The 24,344-nt window shown below is 52.7% G+C and carries 17 protein-coding genes; 12 read left to right on the forward strand and 5 right to left on the reverse strand.

Annotated elements, in window-relative coordinates; translation table 11 throughout:
* Window positions 1–18 precede the first annotated feature (18 nt).
* A complete protein-coding gene (locus RC85_RS11130; RefSeq protein ID WP_068262523.1) occupies window positions 19–1,122 on the forward strand; it encodes an isocitrate/isopropylmalate dehydrogenase family protein in 1,104 nt (367 codons plus the stop codon).
* Entirely contained in the window at window positions 1,119–2,144 is a 1,026-nt protein-coding gene (locus RC85_RS11135) for a Kelch repeat-containing protein (protein ID WP_068262465.1), read from the forward strand. Before RC85_RS11130 ends, RC85_RS11135 begins: the two co-directional genes overlap by 4 nt.
* A gap of 504 nt (window positions 2,145–2,648) precedes the next feature.
* Here RC85_RS11135 and RC85_RS11140 read toward each other — a convergent pair.
* Entirely contained in the window at window positions 2,649–4,148 is a 1,500-nt protein-coding gene (locus tag RC85_RS11140) for a glycosyltransferase family protein (RefSeq protein ID WP_068262468.1), read from the reverse strand.
* 130 nt (window positions 4,149–4,278) lie between these two features.
* The gene (locus tag RC85_RS26805; RefSeq protein ID WP_149752780.1) at window positions 4,279–4,470 is read right to left on the reverse strand and encodes a hypothetical protein; all 192 of its coding nucleotides are present in this window, start codon (window positions 4,468–4,470) and stop codon (window positions 4,279–4,281) included.
* Window positions 4,471–4,516: 46 nt separating this feature from the next.
* On the opposite strand from RC85_RS26805, the gene RC85_RS11145 reads away from it, so the two are divergent.
* On the forward strand, window positions 4,517–6,433 hold the full coding sequence (locus RC85_RS11145) for a hypothetical protein (protein ID WP_068262471.1): 1,917 nt from the start codon (window positions 4,517–4,519) through the stop codon (window positions 6,431–6,433).
* Window positions 6,434–6,545: 112 nt separating this feature from the next.
* Here RC85_RS11145 and thpR read toward each other — a convergent pair whose 3' ends face one another.
* Entirely contained in the window at window positions 6,546–7,115 is a 570-nt protein-coding gene (gene thpR / locus RC85_RS11150; protein WP_068262473.1) for an RNA 2',3'-cyclic phosphodiesterase, read from the reverse strand.
* Between the two features lie 169 nt (window positions 7,116–7,284).
* On the opposite strand from thpR, the gene RC85_RS27450 reads away from it, so the two are divergent.
* Window positions 7,285–7,449: a hypothetical protein gene (locus RC85_RS27450; RefSeq protein WP_160148129.1), complete on the forward strand. Its 165-nt coding sequence runs from the start codon at window positions 7,285–7,287 to the stop codon at window positions 7,447–7,449.
* Window positions 7,440–8,258 carry a YheT family hydrolase gene (locus RC85_RS11155; RefSeq protein ID WP_160148128.1) on the forward strand — a complete coding sequence of 273 codons (819 nt, stop codon included), beginning with the start codon at window positions 7,440–7,442 and terminating at the stop codon, window positions 8,256–8,258. The genes RC85_RS27450 and RC85_RS11155 overlap by 10 nt, the downstream gene beginning before the upstream one ends.
* 90 nt (window positions 8,259–8,348) lie before the next feature.
* On the opposite strand, the gene RC85_RS11160 is transcribed toward RC85_RS11155, so the two are convergent.
* Window positions 8,349–8,711, reverse strand: coding sequence for a 2Fe-2S iron-sulfur cluster-binding protein (locus RC85_RS11160; RefSeq protein ID WP_068262476.1), 363 nt, complete (start codon window positions 8,709–8,711; stop codon window positions 8,349–8,351).
* 154 nt (window positions 8,712–8,865) lie between these two features.
* On the opposite strand from RC85_RS11160, the gene RC85_RS11165 reads away from it, so the two are divergent.
* From RC85_RS11165 to RC85_RS11195, 7 genes are all read left to right on the forward strand, one after another.
* Window positions 8,866–12,261, forward strand: a complete 3,396-nt coding sequence (locus RC85_RS11165; protein WP_068262479.1) for a DEAD/DEAH box helicase — start codon at window positions 8,866–8,868, stop codon at window positions 12,259–12,261.
* A 324-nt stretch (window positions 12,262–12,585) separates the two neighbouring features.
* Window positions 12,586–14,001, forward strand: a complete 1,416-nt coding sequence (locus RC85_RS11170) for a Gfo/Idh/MocA family oxidoreductase (RefSeq protein WP_068262482.1) — start codon at window positions 12,586–12,588, stop codon at window positions 13,999–14,001.
* A 9-nt stretch (window positions 14,002–14,010) separates the two neighbouring features.
* On the forward strand, window positions 14,011–15,453 hold the full coding sequence (locus RC85_RS11175) for a tetratricopeptide repeat protein (RefSeq protein WP_068262484.1): 1,443 nt from the start codon (window positions 14,011–14,013) through the stop codon (window positions 15,451–15,453).
* Window positions 15,450–16,613 carry a HupE/UreJ family protein gene (locus RC85_RS11180; RefSeq protein ID WP_068262487.1) on the forward strand — a complete coding sequence of 388 codons (1,164 nt, stop codon included), beginning with the start codon at window positions 15,450–15,452 and terminating at the stop codon, window positions 16,611–16,613. Before RC85_RS11175 ends, RC85_RS11180 begins: the two co-directional genes overlap by 4 nt.
* A 59-nt stretch (window positions 16,614–16,672) precedes the next feature.
* Window positions 16,673–18,118 carry a sulfatase gene (locus tag RC85_RS11185; RefSeq protein ID WP_084422566.1) on the forward strand — a complete coding sequence of 482 codons (1,446 nt, stop codon included), beginning with the start codon at window positions 16,673–16,675 and terminating at the stop codon, window positions 18,116–18,118.
* Between the two features lie 51 nt (window positions 18,119–18,169).
* Window positions 18,170–21,349 (forward strand): family 78 glycoside hydrolase catalytic domain, encoded by a 3,180-nt coding sequence (locus RC85_RS11190; protein WP_068262490.1) that lies wholly within the window; start codon window positions 18,170–18,172, stop codon window positions 21,347–21,349.
* Window positions 21,350–21,418: 69 nt separating this feature from the next.
* Window positions 21,419–22,900, forward strand: coding sequence for a sulfatase (locus RC85_RS11195; protein ID WP_200836766.1), 1,482 nt, complete (start codon window positions 21,419–21,421; stop codon window positions 22,898–22,900).
* Window positions 22,901–22,925: 25 nt separating this feature from the next.
* On the opposite strand, the gene RC85_RS11200 is transcribed toward RC85_RS11195, so the two are convergent.
* Entirely contained in the window at window positions 22,926–24,221 is a 1,296-nt protein-coding gene (locus RC85_RS11200) for a sulfatase-like hydrolase/transferase (RefSeq protein ID WP_238383119.1), read from the reverse strand.
* Window positions 24,222–24,344: the final 123 nt, after the last annotated feature.

Consider the following 24,344-nt stretch of genomic DNA (forward strand, 5'->3'; position numbering starts at 1 on the left):
TTTTTAACGAACCTGATGATGACTTCCTACAAAATTGCTTTGCTTCCCGGTGATGGTATTGGCCCAGAGTGCATGGACGCGACTCGCATTGTTCTCGATGCGATGGTGAAAGCGATTGATGGCTTGGACTTGACCTTCACGTCACATCACGCCGGTGCACAGCTCTACCGCGAAACGGGTGAGACGTTGCCCGCCGCGGTGCTGGAAGATTGCTTGGCCGCTGACGCAGTCTTGTTATCTGCGATCGGGTTGCCCGATGTCCGTTCACCCGACGGTACCGAGGTGCAGCCGACCATGATGGTGGGGCTGAGGCGAGCGTTGAAAGTTCATTCGGCGATACGGCCAGTCAAGCTGTATCCGAACGCACCTTGCGTATTGAAAGACACCGGACCGGGAATCGATTTCATCGTCATTCGAGAAAACTTGGAAGGGCTGTTCGCGTCCTTTGGTGGCGGTAGCCGAGTCGCGGACGAAGTGGTGACCGACACGATGGTGATCACTCGCAAAGGGACGTCGCAAGTTTCCGATTTTGCATTTCGGCTTGCGCAGCGACGTAACGGGCGTCCGAGTGACGGGAAGAAGATGGTCACGTGTGTTGACAAAGCGAACGTGTTCCGCAGTATGGCATTTTTTCGTGATGTATTCATGGACGTCGCTGAAAAGTATCCCGACATCGATTCCAATGCGGTCTACGTGGACGCCATGAGTTTGTACATGGTCCAGAATCCTTGGGACTTTGATGTCTTGGTGATGGAGAATCAGTTTGGCGATATTTTGTCGGACTTGGGTGCTGGCTTGGTCGGTGGTTTGGGCTTGGGTCCGTCGGCGGAAATTGGTGAAGAGCATGGGCTTTTTCAACCATCACACGGAACCGCGCCGCAATTGGCTGGCAAAAATGTCGCTAATCCGCTGGCAACAATTTTGTCGGCATCCATGATGTTGGATTGGCTTGGTGATAAGCATGACAACAAAATCTGTTTAGACGCAGCGGTGACGCTTGAAAACGCGGTCGCAAAGCTGCTGGAACAGGGTGAAGTGCGAACACCCGATATCGGTGGATCTTCTTCCACGACCGACGTTGCCAATTCGGTTGCCAAACTTGTTCTTGAGAGTCTTTCATGATCGCGTTTTTGAGGAAGGTATTGCTCGGGTGCATTTCCCTGCTTTTCGCAGTGGTCATTTCCTGCAACAGCGATGGTGCTGAGCCTACGGGTGAAGGTGTGCAGAATTGGACGCCATTGGAAACAACCAACCTTCCTGATAAACGACACGAAGCAGCGTTTGTGGAATGCGGCGGTCGGTTTTATTTGCTGGGTGGACGCAAAGTGAAACCCGTTGACATCTTTGATCCGGCAACGGGTACTTGGACCAAAGGATCGCGGCCTCCGATGGAAATTCATCACTTCCAACCGGTCGTCTGGGATAACAAGATTCTGATCGCGGGCGCGATGACAGGTGCTTACCCTCGCGAGGTGTCATTGGATCGGATTTTGATTTACGAACCTGCGGCTGATCAGTGGACTTGGGGTGCCGAAATCCCTGAAAGCCGGCGACGTGGTGGCGCGGGATCCGTGATTCACGGTGGATACCTGTACTTGGTCAGCGGAATTCAGAATGGGCATTGGGATGGATGGGTGCCGTGGCTGGATCGCTTTGATTTGGAAAACCAAACTTGGGAAAAACTGCCCGATGCACCGCGTTCGAGAGACCATTTTCAGGCCGCGGTGATCGATGGTGAAATTTACGCAGCCGGAGGACGTCGGTCGTCCGCTTCCACCAAGCAAGTGTTTGATTTGACGATTCAAGAGGTGGACGTTTACGAGATCGAGACACAGAAGTGGCGGACGTTACCGGAGTCCAGTAATCTGCCGATTCCCCGAGCCGGTTGTTTTTCGTTTGTCCTTGGTTCAGATCTATTGGTGGCCGGTGGCGAAAGCATGCTTCAGCGAACCGCTCACAACGAAGTCCATGCACTGAACACTGAAACCGGGAAATGGAGTCTGATGTCGCGTTTTGATCGCGGCCGTCATGGCACCGGTATCGCCAGTTGGGAAAATCGACTGTACACCGTTGCCGGCAGCGGAGGACGTGGCGGTAGCCCTGAACTGGACACGACCGAGACGTTGTCGCTCGATGGTGACTGATCAAACGAATGTAGCTGCGTGGTCCTCACCATGCTCGGTCGTGGGCGCGATAAGCGGGGCGCTCGGTGGAGTCGAACGGAACACAAAACAAACCATCCAGCACCAATTGCTCTGCGTTTCCCGTGCAAAAGCCTTCACAAGAAATCGCCGCAAAACATCCGTGGTTCTGCGAAAGCCATCCGTGGTTATTTATGGCTCATCCGACGGAAGTGTGCGCGGGGTTTGTGTAGAATTACAACCGGCAACAAACCACCGAGACACGGAGATCCACAGAAGATGGATGCCCCATTGGTTGGACTCAGTGTGGATTGCCGGAACTGCGTCGAAGACTCCTTGTTCCGGCCTACTCAACTACTTAACACTCGAACATTTAGCAGACACGAAACACTAGTGGCTTGTCTCAGCTAAGAATTAGGGTGTGCCGTAGTGGATCTTGTTAAAGATCCTCTCGCGATAGGATCTTTAACAAGATCCACTACCCTAAAATTAAGCTGTGACAGACCACTAGGCCACGTTTCGCGTTTGGTGATCGGGTGCCAGGTGATCGGGGGCCAGGTGATCGGATGCCAGTCCCATGACTCGCAGCGTGTTGACGGCGTCGTGCTGTTGCTGCAGTTTTTTTGCGTACGCCGATGCCCGTTCCATCATTGCGGGGCGGTGCTTTTTGAATTGGCGCATCAAGTCGGGGATTTCGCTTCGGTCTTGGTAGATGAAGCCGATGCTGCGGTGACCGCCGGCTTTGCGGACTTGCTCGGCTAACCAACAATTGTCGGGAACGATCACCGGAACGCCGCGGCCGAGCATTTCTAATAGCACGCCGCTGCATCGAGCCTTGTAGCGTTGCGGTTCGTACAGAAACAGTCCCACGTCAGCGGTGTCGAGCCAGCGGTGATAGTCGTCCGTCGATAGATCCGATGTCATGACTTCAAGCGGCGAATTCGCCGACCCGTTCATTGCCTTGCGATAGCAACCATGCAACGTGGATGGGATCATCGATTCCCATTTTTGAGGTGGCATCTGCATCGACACTTGATAGTCGTGATTGTTCAAGTGCATTGCCTGCACGTCCAGCAAGAAATCATGAATCGATTCCCTGCCCTTCTCTGCTCTAGGAAGTCCGGCCAAGACAAGCTTCAGTGGTTTCTTGCAATTGGATTCCGGTTCAGCGGCAATTTGCTTTTCTAAGTGCGGGCGTGTCCGAGTCGGGTAGGGAATGACGCTGATGGGTGTTCCAACGTTAGATTGCCGCCACTGCTGTGCCAGCGAAGTCGTTGTTGCGTGCAGGTGGACGTCGTGAGGCCCCATCAATTTGATCGCTTGGCGAGTCTGACGCCCGATTTGTTTTAGGCGTTCTTGTTTGTCGGGCTGATCATCGGTCGTCAAAGCAAAGTGCAGAATGATGTCGATGCGCAGGCTTGGCAGTTTTGCTTGTTGAAGCGCTGACGCAAGTGCCAGCATCAAAAAGTCATCACCGGTGCTGATTAGCAACCGATCATTTGACGTCGGCTTGATTCGTTCGACGAGACTCAGGAAGTTGTCCTTCCAAGTTTCCAGCATCCGCGATGGACGCTTTGACGGTGGAACGCAGGAATCGCGAAAGGACTGGACGACTCGGTTCCAGGGACTCCGATCTGAAGGCATTCCAGTCAGCGAGCGAGCGACCGTTGACTCGCCATCAACGCCCATGGACCATCGAAGCAGACGACGGGTTTGAAAGATTGGCACAATCGGAAACGTCGTGCGAGCTTGTGCTGAATCAAATGTTTCGTGGGTTGCCAGCATGGGGTCGTACCCAACCTTTTTGGCACCCGTCATCAACAAGTTTGAAAGCTCGTAGAAGTGTCCACCGATGCAGCGCACATTATCATCCACGACAATCATTCGGGATGATCGCTTTTCCGGTTGACGCGGTGATGGCGTGCTTTGAGGCATGGTAAAGGCGACTTCAGAGTGCGGAACCGCGATGAAACGGATGTCGGTGCTAGCTGCACGTAATCCAGTCATCGGGCTTTCGGACTCTGTTGTTTAAGTAAAGTTTTCTGTGTGTCTGGGTTAGGTAGCGATCGAAGTTGCCGATTTCGATGAAGTGTCGGAAAAACACTGTTGCTGGCGATAGATCGTTTTGGTGTTGTGATCAGAACCGCTGATTTTGTACCGTCCCGGGAATATCACGCGGAGAATCAGAAACGCGATGGCCCGTTTCGACGGTCTCGCGTGCCATTTCGACGGTCTGGCGTACCATTTCGACGGTCTGGCGTACCATTTCGACGGTCTGGCGTACCATTTCGACGGTCTGGCGTACCATTTCGACGGTCTGGCGTACCATTTCGACGGTCTGGCGTAACTGTACGCTCAATAAAACAGAGGCAAGGATGCACTCTCAAAGTCAACGATGGACAACGATTTCAGCTTTAATCGCTGCGGCGTTCATCGTATCCGGATGTCGCGGTACCAAGCCGTTTGGACGTTTCGCCAAGGTGACACCGAAAGTGACGCAAGAAACGGATGGCGATCTTCTGAATGTTGATCCGCCGCAACAGCGTTTGGCAACGTCGCGTCCGAGGCCCTCGTCCGAGATCGGTGGTGCTCCATCAAAGACTAGTCTTGGTGGGACCGAAATAACGATGACCGCCGAACCGGTGGAAGCCGGCCCACGTCAGAACACCTCACCAAACAGCAGAACTGTTGCAGCCAATCGTCCGCCATCGACCAAGACTCGCAACACGTCTGTCTCCAAACGTAGGACGCTGCAGCAGGACATTGTTCGGCGTGATCCAGTGAGTCGGGAGAATCTGAGTCGAGACAGCAGCCGGACAGCAAAAACCGCTCGTCCCAGCCCGCAAGTCGAACGCTTAGCATCACAACGAACAAAGGTTCAGGATGACGCCGTCGATCCGCAACACAGTGATCTGTTGGACGCCTTTGCTGACTATCCACCTGAAGTTCAACGAGAAGCACTACGACGATTAGTAGCGGCCACATCAAAATCCGCGAAGAAAACTGAACAGCCGTCGGGTTTTGATTCGGAACTTCAGAAGCAAGCTCGAAACCTACCGAAGCTTCCCCCGGCAAAGAATGCTGCCGCCGACGTGCCGGCAACACGTTTGGGAACGCCACAAGAATCCAAACCTCGACGTTCTTCGTCCGTTGTCACGGTGGCCGACCAATCCCGTCCGCACCAGAAGAAGCAGGCCGACGAACCCGCAGTAGAAAAGTTGGCAGCAAAACAGCAGCCTTCGGGTCGCGACTTGTTGGTTCAACAACAAAAAGCGGCGCAGCAAAAGATTGCGGCCATGACCAACCGAGTCTCGAATCTTGCGACCGGTGTCCAGGAACCCAGCCGGGCCAACGACTACGACTTGCAAGCCGACGATTCAAGCGATCTTGCGACGTCAACGCCGCCGATCGTTACTTCGGTCGGAGATTTGGCTAGCGATCCAAATGAAAACAGCGTTCAGCCTGCATCGGCAAGTCGTCCTAGTGGAATGGCGGATGACATGATTGCCAGAGCGGCTCCCGAATCCGGCGTTTCGGCGTCGCCATCCGGTGCAACGCCAAGTCATACTATCTCGCCCGACGCCAATTCGCTTAGTGACGAACAACTCTATCAAGCTCTGGTCAAACAGCTTTCGACTGCCCCACAGGGTGAAAGTGAATCGCAGCGATCGAGCCGTTTGATCAAACTTCGGCACCTGATGGTTTTATCGGGTGACGTTGATTCAGCCGTCAAGAAGATCGAGGGAATGTCGGAATCCGAACAAGAATTTCTGCGACATCAACTGCTTGGATTGTGGACGATGGTTGACCCCAGTGGTCACCCCGTTGCCAGTCGTCGCATCACAACGGCGCTGCCGCAACTGCGACAAGCGACTCAGTTTGCCGCCGCGGCGACGGATTCGTTGGAAGTTCGATCGGTTTCTTTTTGCAGCGAAATCGAATCCTACGGACAGATCAAGCCATTCAAGTCGAATCGCTTTGACGCGGGCCAGCAGGTCATTTTGTACTGCGAGATCGAAAACTTTTCCGCCGAGAGGACCGGCGATGAGTACGTGACCGAGATGCAAGGTAGCTACGACATTTTTGATGCTAACAATCAAAAGGTTGTCAGTCAGTTGTTGCCCGCCGATCGTCAGGTGTCATCGAATTACCTTCGCGACTACTACATCGCCTATCAAATGCACTTGCCAAAACAGCTTCCCGCTGGGAAGTATCGATTGCAGTTGACGATGGAAGACGTCGGTGGCAAGAAGTACGGACAATCGAGTATTGATCTGCAGATTTCCAACTAGCTTGCGGTAACCCGTAGCTGATCCCGCCAGGGTTCAGTCCTGCGCCGGTTGCGGTAGAGTCCGCAGTGGACGAATCTGAACCGTGGCCGATCCAGCTACGTTTGTGCAGCCGTCAAAATTCGATGGTGTCCATCACGTGATAGCTGGGGCCCTGCTTGTCCAGGAAGCTGCCGATCATTTCGATTTCGTCGGCGATCATTTCGCCAAACACGGGGTCGGTCTTGTCTTGCATCTGCTCAATCACCGATTCGCTTGCCTTGCGACGACTGCCTTTGATCCGGCCGATGGCTAAGTGTGGACGGTAGTCGCGGGGTTCGCGCTTGAATCCCAATTCCGCTAATTCAATTTCCAGCGATTCGACCAACTGGCACAGTGAACCCGTTGGGTCTTGGATGCCGGCGTACAGAGTTCGTGGTTTATCCAGCGTGGGAAAACCGCCGACACCGCTAAAGATCAACTCGAATGGTTCCAGGTCATCGACGACGTCGCGCACGACCTTACAGATTTCTGGCACCTCCACATTTTCCACATCGCCCAGGTGTTTCAGCAACAAACTAAGCTGATCGCCCGGCACCCAGCGGATGCCATCGTCTTCCTGGGCCAGTTTGCGGATAAACTTTGCAACCGAATTTTTAATTTCGGCCGGTAACGGGATCGCGATGAAGGAGCGTATTCTTTGCATGGCACCATATTAAGATAAATTCCAATTAAGACAATTCGACACGCTTTGAGCCCAACCTTGTTTCAGCCGCCACCTTTCGTTCCCCATCGATTGATACGCGGCGGTCATCTGCAAACCCTTTGCGCGTCGATGGCGATTGACGCAAAAAGTCTTGGCCGGAAGGGGCGAGATGCAACTGAAGTATTTCGAGTTCCCGTTTCCGATGGGGATTTTATTGCTCTGCACTGTGACTCGCAGCATGGTGACTCGCAGCACTGTGACTCGCGGCATGGTGACTCGCAGCATGATGTTCCGAAAACCAACCAGCAGCCATCCATGGGATCGATGTTGCTGATTCACGGTTTGACGGGATGTCATGCCGCGCCCTACATGATTCGTCTGGCAAAGTGTTTCTTGGATCAGGGCTACCGGACTTATCGAATGGACATGCGTGGATTTGGCCAGGCTCGAAATTGGTCATCCAATCTGGCACATGCTGGCCGCAGCGATGATGTTATCGCTGCCCTGTCCGCGATCCATGACCAGAATCCTGGTCAGCCGATTTCCGCGACCGGAATTTCATTGGGTGCTGCCCAGTTGTTAAGAGGCATCGCAAGAATCGATGCAGGGCTTGATCCACAGCCCACTTGGCGAAACTCCTTGCGTGGGATTGCGGCAATCTCGCCGCCGATTGATTTGGTTCGTTGTAGCGAAAACATGCAGCGACGAACGCGAAAGCTTTACAATCGATACTTCATCCGCAACTTGATCAGTCGGCTGCCGCCTGGCGTGATCGAACGACCGGACTTTCAACAAATCAATGCCGGTCCGCGTTGCCGAACGTTATGGGAATTGGACGACCAATTTACTGCCCCGCTTAGCGGATTTGAAAACGCCAAACAGTATTATGAGCAATCGTCGGCGCGGACCGTGATCCATCACTTGCAAACGCCCACGCTGATTTTGGCGGCGGCCGATGACCCGATTGTCCCGATCGACTGTTTTGAGCAAATCCAATCCGCGTTAAGTGAATCGACTACTTTGTTGACGCCCAGCAGTGGAGGTCATGTGGGGTTCGTCGGTCCAGGTCGTCGGTGCTGGATCGACGATGTGGTTTCAGCTTGGTTCAGTGCCCATGCAAAACAGTCGCCACGAATCGTTTAGCCGCGTGCCCAGCGGGCCGCGCGTTTTGAGACGCGGCCAGGCATGCCTGTACGCGCGGCCCGCTGGGCACGCGGTTTAACCGGTTCGCGGTTACTTGGTCGTCCAAACTGCTTCGGGTTCGATTTCGTCAGCGACGGGGGATCCCTGGTCAGCCCGTCCGCTGCCTTCCAGTCGGCTGATCACTTCAACCGTCATGTCTTGATCGCACTTGATTTGGCAACTCAAACGAATGCCTTTCCCGTCTAATTCACGAGCTTTCAGCGTGTCGGATTCGGCTTGCGTGATCTGATCGGGTTCGCCATCGGTGAATTGAACGCGACAGGTTGTACACCGCGACTTTCCACCGCAGGCGTGTAATTGATCGGTCCCTGCGTCTTGAACCAAGGCTTGAACGAGTCTTTTTCCGGCGGGGACGTCGAACGTGCCAACGTCTTTGACAGTTAATTTGGGCATAAAGTTGCTCCACTAGTTTACGGGTAAGGTCGGTTTGTAAGGCGACAATGTAGTGTCTTGGCAAAACAGGCAAAGAGGCATCGAGAAACAGCGGCGTCGGTGTTAGGATGTCGGATTGGCCGGTACTTGACCTTCAGTTGATGGAATTCGCAGTATGGATTTAATGTCCGACGACGCAATTAGCGCGTTTGGGATTTTGGTGGGTGAGGCAATCGAGCGTGTGGTGGACCGTCATGACGGATCGCTGGACAAACGTGCGGCGATGATGACGGTCGATTCACCGACGTTTTCTCGAGCCGATGCGTCGATGGTGTTTGACTTTAAGGTCAAAGGCAATCGACAAAGCACGGTCGCTTGCAGCATCACGATCGGTGCTGCCGAAGGAATCGAAAAGGACGAAGACTTCGATTTCTCGCCTGACAGCGGATCGTTGGATGCAACGATCCAATGTGAATGCGATCCATTCAAAGAAGAGAAAGCTTGCCAGCACACCTTGGCCACCGTTTGGTGGCTGCAGGAACAATTGGCCCGTCGCGGGGCTGGGGACGTGTTCGAGTTTTTGAACGACTTGGAAGTCGATCATGTCGCCGCGGGCCGCGAACTGGTTGACGAACTGCTTAGCTTCTCAAAAGAAATGGCGGCCGAAACCGCCGATGCCGAACCGACTCGATTGCAATGGCGAATCGGGCTGCCCAATTCTCGTTACTACAGCCCGATTTCGATTTCCGCCTACGAACAGCGGATGCGAAAAAACAAAAAAGGTTGGACCAAGGGACGCGAAGTTCGCAGTTTTGATTTGCTCCGCCGCGACTTTTCAGATTGCCGCGCCGACGGTCGCATCGCTGCGATGGTGGCCAAGCCCAGCTATTCGTTTGACGAAGATCATTACAACGAATTTCAAGCTTTGCAGGCCATGGTCGGCCATGACAACGTTGCCTGGGATGATTCCGACGCCACGCAAGTCAGTATTTTTTCGTCCGAACTAACACTGACGCTCAACCCGGTCACTGTTGTCGATGAAGAGGGCGACGAGGAAAACGAAACAGCGCCACCCCAGCGCGGCGATCGCGATCTAAACAGCGACGCCAACGCGATGCTGCGGTTCCAACCCAGTTTGCAAGCGTCGGGAATGAAAATCGATCCGCATGATTGCGAAGTCATTCTTGGGCATGCCAGCCCGGTTGATCCGATCGTGATTTTGGTCGATGCCAAGGGGCACCGTGTCGTGGTTTGTACGCTGCGTGATCCCAAAGCGACTCGCATCATTCAGTATTTGATCCGCAACGATTTCTCTGACATTTTGCTCGATCACGAATCAGCGGCCCGGTTTAGCGTGGGCAGCGCGACGGTGGATTCGCTTATCCGAGTCGAGTTGCCGCCTGAATTGGCCGGTCCGATCGAACCGGTGGTTGCGGAACTGGTGATGGAATTATTGCCGCGTCCGGGTGCCGGAGTTTGCATTCGTTTGGGAATGCACGAACCACGGTTTCGCGAACTTCAAGTGCCTGGCGATCCGCCCGAAACGTTGTCGTGTTTGACCGAAGAAGGCCCCGTGCGTCTGCAGCGTGATTTGAAGTCTGAACAGGTGATCGCGTCGTCGATCATCGATCGGTTTGGCCTGAACTCGCTTTCGCCCGATGGTCATTTCCGCTGGGTCGCGACCTCGGACGAGATCGCACTGGACCTATTGGCGAGCCTGTATTCCGCGGGCGAAGAAGCGCCGCGATTGATCTGGCCCGAAGGTGAATCCATCCGCGTGCGTGGCGAGATCACGCCATCAAGCTTGCGAGTTCAGATTGATGACCGACGCGATTGGTTTGGGCTATCGGGCAGCGTTAATTTGGATGGCCAGGATGTACCACTGGAAGAATTGCTATTGGCGGTTCGCGACAATCGTTCGCTGGTACAAGTCGGCGACCGAGAGTTCGCGAAAATCTCGGACGCGTTCCGAAAACGTTTGCAGCAATTGGGTGACACGGTCGTTGCCGATCGCGGCAACCTGAAAATCGCCGACGCGGTGGTCCCAGCGATCCAAGATTTAATCGGCGAAGATGTTTCCATCGAAGCGACGGCAAGGTGGCACGAATCGCTCGCCAAGTTGGAATCGCTGAAAGATTGGACGCCTGAAAAGCCAAGTGGTTTGGACGCGACGCTGCGTGATTACCAATTGGAAGGTTACCAGTGGTTGGCTCGATTGGCCGCTTGGGGAGTCGGCGGCGTGCTGGCCGATGACATGGGTTTGGGTAAGACCGTACAAACACTGGGTGTGTTGCTTGATCGTGCCGAAGGCGGGCCTGCACTGATCGTGGCACCGACCAGCGTTGGTGATAACTGGGTTCGTGAATCTGAACGCTTTTCACCGTCACTCAATCCGCTGCTGTATCGTGAAAGCAATCGCGACGAATTGATCGAATCGGCCAAGGAAGGTGACTTGGTGATCGTCAGTTATCAATTGCTGCAGCGTGATGCTGAAAAGTTTGCTTCGCGGCCTTGGTATTCTTTGGTGCTCGATGAAGCACAGTTCATCAAGAACTCGCAAACCAAAACGTCGCGTGCGGTTCGCGCGATCGATGCTGATTGGCGAATTGGATTGTCCGGTACACCGCTGGAAAATCATCTGGGTGAATTGTGGAGCCTGTTCCGAACGCTCAGCCCTGGTTTGCTGGGATCGTGGGAACGTTTCCGCAGCCGTTTTGCGGATCCGATCGAGCGACACAAAGACGACGAGCGTCGGCAATCGCTTTCGCGTTTGGTGCGACCTTTCATCTTGCGACGTACCAAGAACGCGGTCTTGAAAGAGCTTCCGCCGAGAACTGAAATCACGTTGAAAGCTCAAATGAGCGATGGCGAACGCAAGTTGTACGAAGACGCACGCGTCGCCGCGCTGGCGGAGCTAAGCGGTGCCGCAGCCGCGGACAAAGAAGCGGGTGGAAAAGCCGGCCAGCAACGGATTCGAACGTTGGCTTGGTTGACCCGGCTTCGCCAGCTTTCCTGTCATCCTCGATTGGTCGATGCGTCGTGGACCAAGGGATCCGCCAAGTTGGATCTGTTTAATTCTTTGGTCGATGAACTTCGCGATGGCGACCACCGAGCACTCGTGTTCAGTCAGTTTGTCAAACACCTGACGCTCATCCGCGAAGCTCTCGACAAACGAGGCATCAAGTATCAATACTTGGATGGTGCGACGCCAGCCAAAGAACGGTCCAAACGAGTCGATGCATTCCAGGCCGGCGAAGGCGAACTGTTTTTGATCTCGCTGAAGGCGGGCGGTACCGGTTTGAATCTGACCGCCGCTGACTACGTGTTGCACCTGGACCCATGGTGGAACCCGGCGGTGGAAGATCAGGCAACCGACCGTGCGCATCGTATCGGCCAAGAACGTCCAGTGACGGTTTATCGCTTGGTTTCTGAGGGAACCATCGAAGAACAAATTCTGCAACTTCACGCTGACAAACGGGAACTCGTCGCAGGCGTCCTGGACGGAACCGATCACGCCGGCAAGATGGGTACCGCAGAATTGATTGACTTGATCAGGGAAAGTGCGACTTAGGAATTGTCGTTGAAATTGCTTTGGGTGCCGGTCCCGTTGTGGGGAGGTTTTTGACAAAAAAATTGTTGTCAAAAAAAAATTGGTGCTTGGTTTCTTGCTCGTGTAGGCCGGAACAAGCTTGGCGCAGTTCCGGCAATTGCATGGCGGTGCGTTGGATTGCCGGAACTGCGCCGAAGCGGCTTGTTCCGGCCTACGTCCTCACTTCCCAGTGTGAAGAAATGCGTTGCCCTGATCATACAACCCCCATGTTTGTGTCTTGCGGATGAACCGAGTAACCTAAAGGGTCGTTTTCTCGTCAACCGATTTCTGCAATCCATCAAGCACATGAACCAAAACACTCGCTCATCAAGACGCCGATTCATCCAGTCCACTGCAGCGTTTGGGGGTGCGGCCGTGCTGGCCAATCATTGGCAACCCTCGCACGCGGCTGCACCGACGGTTCCGCCAAGCGAACGGGTAAATTTGGCGGTCGTTGGGATCGGCAATCGTGGTCGCCAAGATCTTGAGCAAATGACGCGAACGAGACTTTGCAATGTTGTCGCTTTGTGCGATGTGGATCTAAAAGGGCAGCACACCCAAAGCTCTCAGAAAGCTCATCCAAAGGCGAAGCGGTTCACCGATTTTCGCAAGATGTTTGACAAGATGGCGGACAAGATCGACGCCGTCATGATCGCGACAACGGATCATTCCCATTTCGCGATTGCCATGTTGGCGATGTCGCTTGGCAAACATGTCTACGTGGAAAAACCACTTGCGCATACGTTTGGACAATGCGCTCGTTTGATCGACCTTGCTGATCGCAGCGGCGTGGTCACGCAAATGGGTAACCAAGGACATTCAGGCGGAAACTACTTTCAGTTCAAGGCGTGGACCGAAGCCGGCTTGATCAAGGATGTTACTCGCATTACTGCTTACATGAACAACCCGCGTCGCTGGCATGGATGGGGCCAGTCGGTGACCGAGTACCCCACGGATCCAATGCCTGCGGGTTTGGACTGGGACACTTGGATCGCGACCGCGCCGGTGCATCCCTTCAGCAAAAAACTGCATCCGGCGGAGTGGCGGTCTTGGTTCGACTATGGCTGTGGAGCGTTCGGTGATTGGGGGCCGCACATTCTTGACACATCGCACCGGTTTTTAAATCTAGGCTTGCCAGAGAAAGTTACTGCGGTCAAAAGAGACGGAGCAAACGAGTTGGTGTTCCCGCAAGCATCAACGATTCGGTTCGATTTTCCAGAGCGAGGCGACATGCCCGCCTGTAAAATCACTTGGTATGACGGAGTAAACAATAAGCCGGAAATCGAGGACGGATACATCGAGTCGGTCACTGATCCAAAGACCGGAAAGACGACTACAGGCCAAGCAGAAGCCACCAGACCCGGAAAAGTAATCTACGGGAAAGACTTGGCATTCAAGGGAGCCAGCCACGGTTCCACCTTGTCAGTGCTGAGCACCAAGGGCGAACCAGAGCTCGATCTTGCCTTGCCAGAATTTTCGCAAGACAACTCCAATCATTACGAGAACTTCTTGCTGGCATGCAAGGGACAGGAGGAGTCGCGATCGCCATTTAGTGTCAGTGGTGCCCTGACGCAAGTGTTCAATATCGGCGTGATTGCCCAGCGACTCGGTGGCGAGATCAAGTTCGATCGCGAGACAAACCGAATCACGAACAACGATCGTGCCCAATCGTTACTGGACCCATCGCCGCGCAAGGGCTGGGAAGAGTTCTACTCACTATAGCGGTCTGTTATGGCTGAGAGATTGTTTGAAAACTTAGCTGAGTTCAGTCAGTGGCGACCATCGATAAGGACCGTCGGAACAATTCGTGGCGGGAAAATTGGTAGCGAAAGTCGCCAAGACTTTCGGTTTGTCGAGTTGCCGAAACTCTTGGCGAGTTTCGCTACGCCACTTATTGATCCGACGGTCCTAAACGCAAGTTCCTCATTAGAATTGTTATCGGAAACCGGATTGAATAAACACCGAGTATGGCGAAATTTGAATGCGACGCTATTCTCGGCGTGGACTCAAGCGTTTGCTGTCTGTTTGGTGATCGCGGGTGCCGGGACAGGTGTTGCAGGTGAACCCTTCCTGCCCGCTGATGATTCGGTTGTTCTGGAGACCTTGCCGGATTTCTTGAAGGGTGGTCGCAAGAAGTTTGTCGAAATCCAAGAACAACTTCGCGAAAATCCTTCCGACGAATCGTTAGTCCAGCAGGCTGCGGCTTTGTTCATTGATGCCGGGGAAGCGAATTCAGATCCGCGGTTTTTCGGCATCGCACGCAAGATTCTTGATCCCTGGTGGAAACGCGAATCGGTCCCAGGGCCGATCTTATTGCTTCGAGCCAGGATCAAAGAGAGAGATCAACTTTACAATGATGCCATCGTTGATCTCATCAAGCTAAACAGTCAGCAACCTGATGATGGTCGTGCATTGATAAGTCTGGCTAGGTTGTACGCGATGCAGGGTCAGTATGGGCAAGCGAGAGATGCCGCTAAGCAGCTCGAAGAAATTGCTGGAACGGTTGCTTACCTGATCTGCTTGATTCCTATTGATGTAGTGACCGGGAATACCAAGGATGCGTTGGCTGCGATTGAGATGATTTCGCCTGATATCGAATCGCAGCATCAGTTCGCGATTACTTGGTTAAGTATCACTCGAGCTAACATTGCGGAGATCATTGGAAATACGGATCAGGCGGAGCGTTTCTATCAAGCGGGGCTGGTTAACGATCCCGATCATCTGGACTTGAAATTAGCTTACGCAGATTTCTTAATTAACCAGAAGCGTTGTGAAACCGTCGGCGACTTGTTGAAAGATCATGGCGATCGTAACGCCGTGTTGTTGCGAGTGGCAATTGCGGCGAAGGTTACTGGCGATGAAGTTGTTGCCAGTCAGTACACTGAGAAATTGACGGAGCGCTTAGAAGCTGTTCGCCAGCGTGGTGACCATCCGGATCGGCGAATCAGCGCAAGGTGCTATTTAGACCTGACGAACCAACCCGAATTGGCACTTCGGGAAGCACTTGCGAATTGGGAAGTCCGCAGAGAGCTTGAAGATTCTCGTTTGGTGCTTAGGGCCGCGGTTGCGGCGGAGAGTCCTGGCGACGTTCGAGAGGTCAAACGGTTTCTGCGTGTGGCGAGAACGGAAGATGTCATCTCTGAGCAATTGATTTCTCAACTGGAGTCGCAGTGATCGGGAAAGCGACAAACCTGCCGATTCGCTTGCTGCTTGGGTTCTGCTTTGCAGTCGTTCCGTCGGTATCCATGGCTTTTAAGCCAAGCGACAGTTATCTGAATGTGGACGTTAAGGACAAGCTGGAAATACGTTGGGACATTGCCCTTCGGGATCTTGAGATGCTAGTTGGTCTGGATTCCAACACTGATGGCCAGATCACTTGGGGGGAAGTTCGGCGACAGCAGGAAGGAATTCTTGGTGAAGCAGTTTCTCGCTTAAAGATAATGCTGGACGACACTGAAGTCCCGGTTCAGGCGAGCGGAATGAAGCTGGCGGAGCGATCAGATGGGATGTACGCTGTCCTTGAATTGAACTCCGATGCAATTGAACGTTTTACGTTGATGGAGATCAACTACGACTTCTTTTTCGACGTCGACAGGAATCATCGTTGTGTGGTCCGGTACAACGGAGGTTTTGGGAGCGGTTCTTACGTCATCGGTGCGGATGAGAAGACACTGATTATTCCCGAAGGCGGCACGCATTGGTTTTATTTGCTTCTGACTTATGTCCGAGTCGGGATTCAGCGTGTTTGGAGCAGTGTCGACACGCTTGTTTTTCTCGTTGCGCTGTTATTGCCTTCGGTTTGGCAGTTTGAAGAGAAGCGTTTGAAGTACGTTCCGGCAGATGGATTGAAGCCCTCGCTGATGGGCGTTTTTTGGGTTGTCACTTCCTTGACGGTTGCACAGGCAATCACGCTTTGGCATTCCGTGTACGGATTCGGTGGTCGAACAACTCAATGGATCTGGCCTTCGATGGCGATTCTGATTGTGCTGTCAGCCTTGCACAATATGTATCCGACAATTCGCTATTGGGTTTGGATCGCTGCGATTGCGTTTGGGCTGATGCTTGGGATTGAATTTGGCGAGTTTTTTTTGGGCACTGGGCTTCCATCGTCAATGCTTCCCGTCTCGCTTTTGGGTTTCAGTATTGGAGTTGAGTTTGCTTTGTTTTCAGTGGTCGCTGTTCTTTTTCCGATCGCTTTTTCTATTCGCAGAACCAATGCTTATGACCAATATGTTTTTCACGGGGGATCGACGTTGATCGTGATCCTTGGAACGGTGTGGGGGATTGAAAGATTAAGCGGTTCTACGATCCTTAGTTGGCCAGCCCAACTTTGATTAGCCGCCATACGAAAGAGAACGTCTGGCTTAGTTGGTATAAACAAACGGTGGATGATATGAAGTTGATGTTTAGCTTGCTTTTCTGCGTGGTCGCTTTGATGGCGAGCAGTGTTGCAGCCGATTCTCCAAAACCGAATTTTGTATTCTTGTTAGTCGATGATTTGGGGTGGGGAGATTTTGGCAGCTATGGCGCGGAGTTCTACGAAACTCCCAGCATCGACAAGTTGTCTGCTGAGGGCATGCGGTTCACAAACGGTTACGCTGCATGCACCGTCTGCTCACCCAGTCGTGCAGCTATTTTGACTGGTTGCTATCCTGCACGAATCCATTTGACCGATTGGATTGCCGGGCATCAGAGACCCTACGAGAAGCTATCGATTCCGGATTGGCAAATGTGGATCGATCATGAACGCGTGCTGCTGCCCGAAGCGTTGAAACAGCATGGGTACGACACGATGTTCTTGGGCAAATGGCATTTGATGCCCAACGGGAATGAGTCTTTCCGTCAGCACTATCCAACCAGTCACGGTTTTGACATCAACGTTGGTGGTCGTGAATGGGGGCAACCTAAAGGACCGGGCAAGTACTTTTCACCCTTTGGTATGCCTGGCCTGGACGACGGAAAACCGGGTGAATTCTTAACCGACAAGCTGACGGATGCCGCGATCGATTGGCTGTCTTCAAAAGACAACCGAAAACCTTTTTTGATGTACTTTTCATATTACTCGTTGCACGGGCCGATCATGGCACCACCGCATTTGGTGAAGAAGTACCAAGACAAATCGGTTGGTTTCGCGAACACGAAGAACGAATTTCTTGATCCCAGGCGTGCTGGCATGGTCGAATCGCTCGACACCAGTGTCGGGCGGATCATGGCCAAGTTGGAAAGTCTTGGCATCGCTGACAATACGGTCGTTATTTTGACTGGCGATAACGGCGGCGACTATGACGAAACCACTGCCGGGCTAAAGAACTTCAAAGGGTTTTCCCATGAAGGTGCAACACGCGAACCGCTGATCATCAAATGGCCAGGCAAAACGATGCCCGGTTCGACTTGCGACGTTCCCGTCGTTGGCACCGACTTCTACCCAACCATGATGCAGATGGCTGGTTTGCCGCTGAGGCCGGAAGAGCACATTGATGGGCTTAGTCTCGCTTCCATACTGAAAGGTGAATCCGAAGTGCTGCCCCGCGATTCAATCTATTGGCACTATCCGCATTACCACCGAACCAAACCTTACGGAGCGATCCGTTACCAGGATTGGAAGCTGATTGAATTCTTTGAGAATGGAGATTTAGAACTCTACAACCTACGCGATGACCCAAACGAAACCACGAATCTGGTGACGCAGCGTCCGGGTATGGCAGAAGAATTGTTAGGCAAACTAAAAGCGTGGAGGCATTCGGTCGGCGCGCAGATGCCGACCAACAATCCTGAACATGATCCTGCTCGAGAAGGCGAGCGGGCAAAACGCAAGAATCCAAAACCAAGAACTCGCTGAGAGACAATCTCTTTACCGCCCGATAGATAATCTAGAAAGTAGGAATTAGAAATGACGATAGGTTTTCGATACGAAATTGTTTTCAGGACAGTGGTGTTTGGATGGTGTCTGCCGCTGCTTTCAGGAGCGGTATTTGCACTGCAAGCACCGACGGATCTGAAGTGCGAATATCGCTCGAATCCGCTTGGCATCGACAACGAGCGTCCGCGATTTAGCTGGAAGCTGATTGATGCTGATCAAGAACGCGGGCAGAAGCAAACCAGCTATCAAGTACTGGTCGCCAGCAGCTTAAAGAATTTGGAAGCGAACCAAGGAGATTTGTGGGACAGCGGTTCGATCCAAGATTCCGAATCGCTAAACCGTGTTTATGCGGGCGCGCCGCTGGAATCAGATCAGGTGTGTTATTGGAAGGTTCGGGTCACGGATGTTTCAGGCGAATTGTCCGAATGGAGTCCGCATGCAATGTTTTCGGTCGGACTTCTAGAGCCAAAGGATTGGAGAGGTTCTTGGATTCACAAGAAGGATCAAGCGAAGACGGATCACAATTGGTTTCGCAAGAATTTTGAATTGTCGGAGGCCCCGTCTTCAGCATTGGCTCACGTCGCTTCGTTCGGCTACCACGAACTTTACGTCAATGGACAAAAGGTTGGCGACGGTGTGATGAATCCCGTTGCCTCGTTCATGAAGAAACGGATTCCTTATCTGACGTATGACATTCGCGAATTCTTGAAGCCGGGTGACAACGTCATCGCGGTTTGGCACGCGGCGGGTTGGGCCAGGTGGAAGCGAGTGGTTGAGTACCGGAAACCGCCGTTCGCATTTAAGGCTCAGGTTTTGATCCAGGATGGTAGCGATTCCAAAACATTGGTGACTGACAAGTCATGGAAGTGCAGCAAGAGCCATAGCGAATACATCGGCGACTGGGACATTCTGGACTTTGGTGGTGAACGAATTGACGCTCGCCAACAAGTGCCTGATTGGAATCAAGCCGACTTTGATGATTCCCAGTGGCAGCAAGCGGCGATCTGGAAGGGCCGAGTCCCGGCGACTTTGAGCGCTCAAATGGTGGAGCCCCAGGTCAAGTTTAAACAAGTCAATCCCATCGCTGTGACGAAGAACGACGACGGCACCTACCTGATCGATATGGGGCAGAACTATACCGGGTATTTTCAGATCAAGCTGCAGGGCGGGACTGCCGGGGAATCGGTCGTCTTTGAGATTTCTGATCAGATTAACAAGCGAATAAATTGGAAACAAAAAAGCGAGTATGTCTTTGATGATACTGGCGAAGGGATATTTACGAACCGCTTCAATATCGCTGGCGGACGCTGGGTTACGGTGACTGGGCTAGGTGATGCACCTGAGCTAGGTGACATCACGGGATACGTGATTACCAACGACCGCAAGCGTATCAGTCGCTTTGAGAGTTCCAGTGCTTTGCTAAATCGTATCTACGAGATGAACATTGACACTTACATCGCCAACACTCTGGATGGCATCTTGATGGATTGTCCTCACCGCGAACGCCGTGGTTGGGGCGAGGTCACCGTGGCGGCAATGTATGGCGATGCACTGACGAATTTTGAGAGCGGTGCGTACATGGATCAGTACACCCAGTTTATGCGAGACGCTCAGTTTCCTGATGGCCAGATCCGAGCGGTTATCAATGAACAGGATCGCCCTTTCTTTATGTGGAAGGCGAATAATCCGATCACGGTCTGGGCGACCTATCAAATGCTCGGTGACAAGAAGATGCTTCGTGACAACTATGAATCCATGCAGCGCTGGATGACTTGGTTGCTAGACCATTCCAACTATGCCAGCGGTGGTTCGCTGGTTATTGGGGAACAGGGCGAGCGGCAATTTCCCGGGCTGGGGGATTGGTGTACGCCGAAGGGAAATTTCTGGGACAGCAGTAATTCGCCCGAAGCGATTCACTTCAATAACTGTTTGTACGCTTTCATGCTGGACCGCGCAGTGAAAATATCAAAGGCGTTGGGGAAGGATGAAGAGGCGCAGAAGTATTCAGATCGGTTGGACGTGCAACGTAGAGCCACGCATGAATTGTATTACGACGCGACGACTGGTGATTATGGAAATGGACAACAAGTCAATCAGGCGTTTGCATTGATCGCGGGTGTGACGCCCGAATCAGAGCAGCAAAAAGTTTATGACCGGCTCGTTGACGAAGTGCTCTACCAGTTTCCGTATTACGATACTGGAAGTTCGGGGCAAGCTCTCTACACCCGCTATTTCACCGATTACGGCGAACGGATGGACTTGATTTACGAGTTGCTTCAGGACGAGGCGCATCCAAGTTATGGCTACTTCATTGCGCAAGATGAAACGGTTTGGCCTGAACGTTGGTCGTCGGTGGGCGGCAGCCGGATTCACACCTGTTACACCGGCATCGGCGGTTACTTTGTGAAGGGATTCGGTGGGATTCGGCCTGATCCCCAACATCCTGGTATGCGACGTTTCTTGGTCAAGCCAGCGCCCGTTGGTGACCTGACGTATACCAATACACAATTCGAGTCTGGGTATGGAACGATCACGGTCAACTGGAAACGATCCGATGATTCGGCCAGCTATCGAGTGGAGGTTCCCGTGAATTGTTCGGCCAAGGTATACATTCCGGCCGTCAGCAAAGACGACGTTAACGAAGGCAGTGCTTTGGCCGAACAAGCGGAGGGAGTTCGTTATCTGGGGAGCGAGAAAAGTGACGCGGTCGGAAACTATGTGATCTACGCCGTCGATTCTGGCGTTTACGAATTCACTGTTTCCGCTTTCTCGAAGGTAACCTACCCCGATCCGATTGATAAAGAATCAAACCTTGCCAAGTACGCTCGCATGAGTGCGACGTCGATGCACATTGAAAGCGATAAGAATCCCGGCTTTGAGGCTTTCAAGGCGAACGACGGTGACGCGGAAACATCTTGGCGGGCCGATTCAGCGAACGAACAATGGCTAGAAGCCGCCTGGGTAAAGCCGCAAACCTTTGATGCGGTGCAGGTCGATGAAGTCGGTGATCACATCCAAAACTATCGATTGCAAATTTGGCAGGACGATAGTTGGCAGGACGTTGCCACCGGTGATGCCTGTGGCGTCGGTAGGAAGCACTCTTTTGATGCCGTGACATCAGTAAAGCTCCGGTTGCTTATCACTGCGGCGTCCAAGTCACCGGAGATTTCAGAGATTACGATCGGCATGGAGAGTCCACCGATTGAGTAACTTTTTTTCAAAGTCATTCTCTAACGCTCTCCGACGAATACATTCAACACCCAAACAAACTGAATTTTAATGAAGCGATTTTCACCATTCTTGTCCTCCATTTTGCTCGCCTTCGCTGCAGCGATGTTGTTGACGTCGCCCAGCATCGCTGAGACCACCGAAAAGAAGAACGTTCTCATCTTCTTTATCGATGACTTGAGGCCCGAATTGGGATGCTACGGTGCGGACTACATTAAGAGTCCGTCGATCGACAGTTTGGCGAATGAAGGCGTGCTGTTTGAACGTGCCTATTGTCAGCAAGCACTCTGTGCTCCGTCTCGTATCAGCATGATGTCAGGTCAGTATCCTGATAGTACTGGAATCTGTGATCTATTCACGCCTCTGCGCCGGGTCAACAAGACCGCGATGACAATGCCGCTTTATTTTAAGCAGAACGGTTACACCACCGCATCGTTTGGAAAGGTGTATCACCATTTAAGAGACGACAAAGCGAATTGGTCTGAAGTTCCGCAGCCGCCGAGTGAAAATTACGCAAACCCGGAAACGCTGCAGGCTATTGCGCAAAGAACAAAGCAGGCAAAGGATCAAGGTGTATCCGTCAAGGAAATGCGTTTGGCAGCCAAGGGCCCCGCGACCGAGATTTATGAGGTGGACGATGAGGGGTATCGTGATGGTGTGGTTGCAAAGCAGGCAATCGAATCACTGCGGAATAATAAAGACAATCCATTTTTCATGTGCGTCGGCTTTGCGAAGCCTCACCTGCCCTTCGCTGCACCGAAACGTTATTGGGACCTTTATCAGCGAGATCAATTTACGGTTCCTAGTCGCGAACTGCCCAAGGATACACCCAGGGTTGCAATCACAATTTGGGGAGAACTACGCAGCTATTTAGGGATTCCAGATGAAGGAGAGCTGAGTGACGAAAAGACCAAAGAGTTGATGCACGGCTACGCGGCTTCGGTCAGTTTTGCCGATGCACAAGTCGGCAAGGTGATGGATGAACTCGACCGGCTAGGTCTTCGCGAAGATACGATTGTTGTTCTGTGGGGTGATCATGGATACAAGCTGGGTGACTATGGCCTGTGGTGCAAACACACCAACCTGGAATTGGACGCACGAGTGCCGATGATTATTTCGGCACCCGGTCATGCCGTGGGGCAACGCAGCCAAGCATTGGTGGAAGTCGTTGATCTTTTTCCGACGGTTGCATCGATGGCGACCGGCGAGGTTCCGGAATCCTGTGATGGGCGAAGCTTAGAGCCTGTCTTGGAAAATCCAAACAAAGAGTTTCGGCCCTTTGCCCTCAGCCAGTATCCACGTGGGGCCGTGATGGGCTACAGCATGCGAACCGATCGTTGGCGATACACTGAATGGATCAAAGCCAGCACGAAGGAAGTTACTGTCCGAGAATTGTACGATCACCAAGAAACCCAAACGCCAACCGTAAATCTTGCCAACGCACCGGAGTATGCTGGATTGGTGTCCCGTTTGTCAAAGCAGTTGAATGCGGCCGCAAAGATCGAAGCAAGTAAGGTGAAAATGCCGAAGTAGAGTCTGCGTTTTGGTGGGAATTTTACTACTGCGATGGGCCGATGTCGCAGAGTGATCGCAATTCGTTTACGAAGTCTTCGTCGGCGTGTTTAGCGATCAAATTGGTTTGTTCGAGCGGATCATTTTTTAGGTCGAAGAGTTGTTCGTGGATTGGCGACTGATCGGGGAAACGGACGTATTTCCAGCGTGTTCCGCGAATTCCTTCGTTGCGTGCAATGGGGTCGCGATTCTTGCTTTCGGGTGTGTAGACGTGTTCGTAGTAGAAGTGTGATCGTGGCGTCCATGAATCGCCCCGAACTAGCGGCGTCAAATCACGGCCTTGCATGGAATCGGGAATCGGTAGGCCTGCGATCGACAGGATGGTTGGTGCCAAATCGATGCTTAGGACCATTTCATCGCGTTGGCTCGAAAGCGAGTTGGCATGTTGCACGCGTGGATCATAGATGATCATTGGCACCCGAATTGAATTTTCGTACATCAGCCACTTGCCTGTTAGCCCATGGTCGCCAAGCAGGCTGCCATGATCGGAGGAATAGATCACGATGGTATTTTGATCGAGCCCGGATCGTTTCAACGCTTGCAGTATCTCGCCGACCGCTTGATCGGCCCGTGTGACCGTGCGGTAGAACGTTCGCAATTCTGCTTGATGGCGATTGGGGTGTTCAAGGTGCGATCGGCTTTTTGAACCGTTGAGTGAACCTCGGATAAAGTTCGGTTGACGATCAAAGTCTTCCTTGGTGAACGTCGGTGACGTTGGGATGACGATGTCTTGGTAGGGGTTCGCTACCTTTGGGTCAAAGTACTTAAATGGCCCGTGCGGTTCTTTGAATGCGACCGTCAAGCAGAAGGGACGATCGTCAGCGGACTGGAAAAATTCGGTCGCTTTTTCCGTCATGACGTCCGTAAGATACCGAGTCTTTCCGTCCTGGATTTGCTTGAAAGAAATGCTCTGCGGAAACCCGTACCATAAATCGAATTGGTCTGCGGGAAGTGCAAAGTTTGGAACTTCGGCGTTTGGATACCCGATACCAAATTTCCCGAGGTAGCCGGTTCGATAGCCCGAGCGTCGCAAGATCGCTGGATAGGTCTTGTTGAAAGCTGTTTCGGTCAGTGGGGTTTCAAAGTCAACGATCCCGTGCCGAAGCATCGTTTGGCCGGTCAAAATGCACGCGCGATTACTGCAACAGATGGCTGTTGTCACGAAGGCGTTATTGAAGACCGTTCCGCGTCTCGCTAGATCGTCTAAATTGGGAGTTTGGATCACATCGTTTCCGCTGTAGCCCGTGCATTGGCTCGGCTGATCATCTGAAAAAAGGAACACAATGTTGGGCTTCGTCTGCTCACCTGCTTCTGCGAACCAACAAAAGAGTCCAAGTACAATCGGGGCTACCAACGAGATGGAGATTAGTCGATTCATGATAAAAAATCTGGCGTTAGAAACAAA

It is taken from the genome of Rubripirellula obstinata (genome assembly GCF_001642955.1).
GTDB classification, from domain to species: domain Bacteria; phylum Planctomycetota; class Planctomycetia; order Pirellulales; family Pirellulaceae; genus Rubripirellula; species Rubripirellula obstinata.

Coding starts and splice junctions, on each gene's coding strand:
- RC85_RS11155 (WP_160148128.1), top strand. CDS start 7,440: ATGTTGCTGATTCACGGTTTGACGGGATGTCATGCCGCGCCCTACATG.
- RC85_RS11190 (WP_068262490.1), top strand. CDS start 18,170: ATGACGATAGGTTTTCGATACGAAATTGTTTTCAGGACAGTGGTGTTT.
- RC85_RS11185 (WP_084422566.1), top strand. CDS start 16,673: ATGAAGTTGATGTTTAGCTTGCTTTTCTGCGTGGTCGCTTTGATGGCG.
- RC85_RS11170 (WP_068262482.1), top strand. CDS start 12,586: ATGAACCAAAACACTCGCTCATCAAGACGCCGATTCATCCAGTCCACT.
- RC85_RS27450 (WP_160148129.1), top strand. CDS start 7,285: ATGCAACTGAAGTATTTCGAGTTCCCGTTTCCGATGGGGATTTTATTG.
- RC85_RS11175 (WP_068262484.1), top strand. CDS start 14,011: ATGGCTGAGAGATTGTTTGAAAACTTAGCTGAGTTCAGTCAGTGGCGA.
- RC85_RS26805 (WP_149752780.1), bottom strand. CDS start 4,470: ATGGTACGCCAGACCGTCGAAATGGTACGCCAGACCGTCGAAATGGTA.
- RC85_RS11165 (WP_068262479.1), top strand. CDS start 8,866: ATGGATTTAATGTCCGACGACGCAATTAGCGCGTTTGGGATTTTGGTG.
- RC85_RS11160 (WP_068262476.1), bottom strand. CDS start 8,711: ATGCCCAAATTAACTGTCAAAGACGTTGGCACGTTCGACGTCCCCGCC.
- RC85_RS11140 (WP_068262468.1), bottom strand. CDS start 4,148: ATGACTGGATTACGTGCAGCTAGCACCGACATCCGTTTCATCGCGGTT.
- RC85_RS11195 (WP_200836766.1), top strand. CDS start 21,419: ATGAAGCGATTTTCACCATTCTTGTCCTCCATTTTGCTCGCCTTCGCT.
- RC85_RS11145 (WP_068262471.1), top strand. CDS start 4,517: ATGCACTCTCAAAGTCAACGATGGACAACGATTTCAGCTTTAATCGCT.
- RC85_RS11135 (WP_068262465.1), top strand. CDS start 1,119: ATGATCGCGTTTTTGAGGAAGGTATTGCTCGGGTGCATTTCCCTGCTT.
- thpR (WP_068262473.1), bottom strand. CDS start 7,115: ATGCAAAGAATACGCTCCTTCATCGCGATCCCGTTACCGGCCGAAATT.
- RC85_RS11130 (WP_068262523.1), top strand. CDS start 19: ATGACTTCCTACAAAATTGCTTTGCTTCCCGGTGATGGTATTGGCCCA.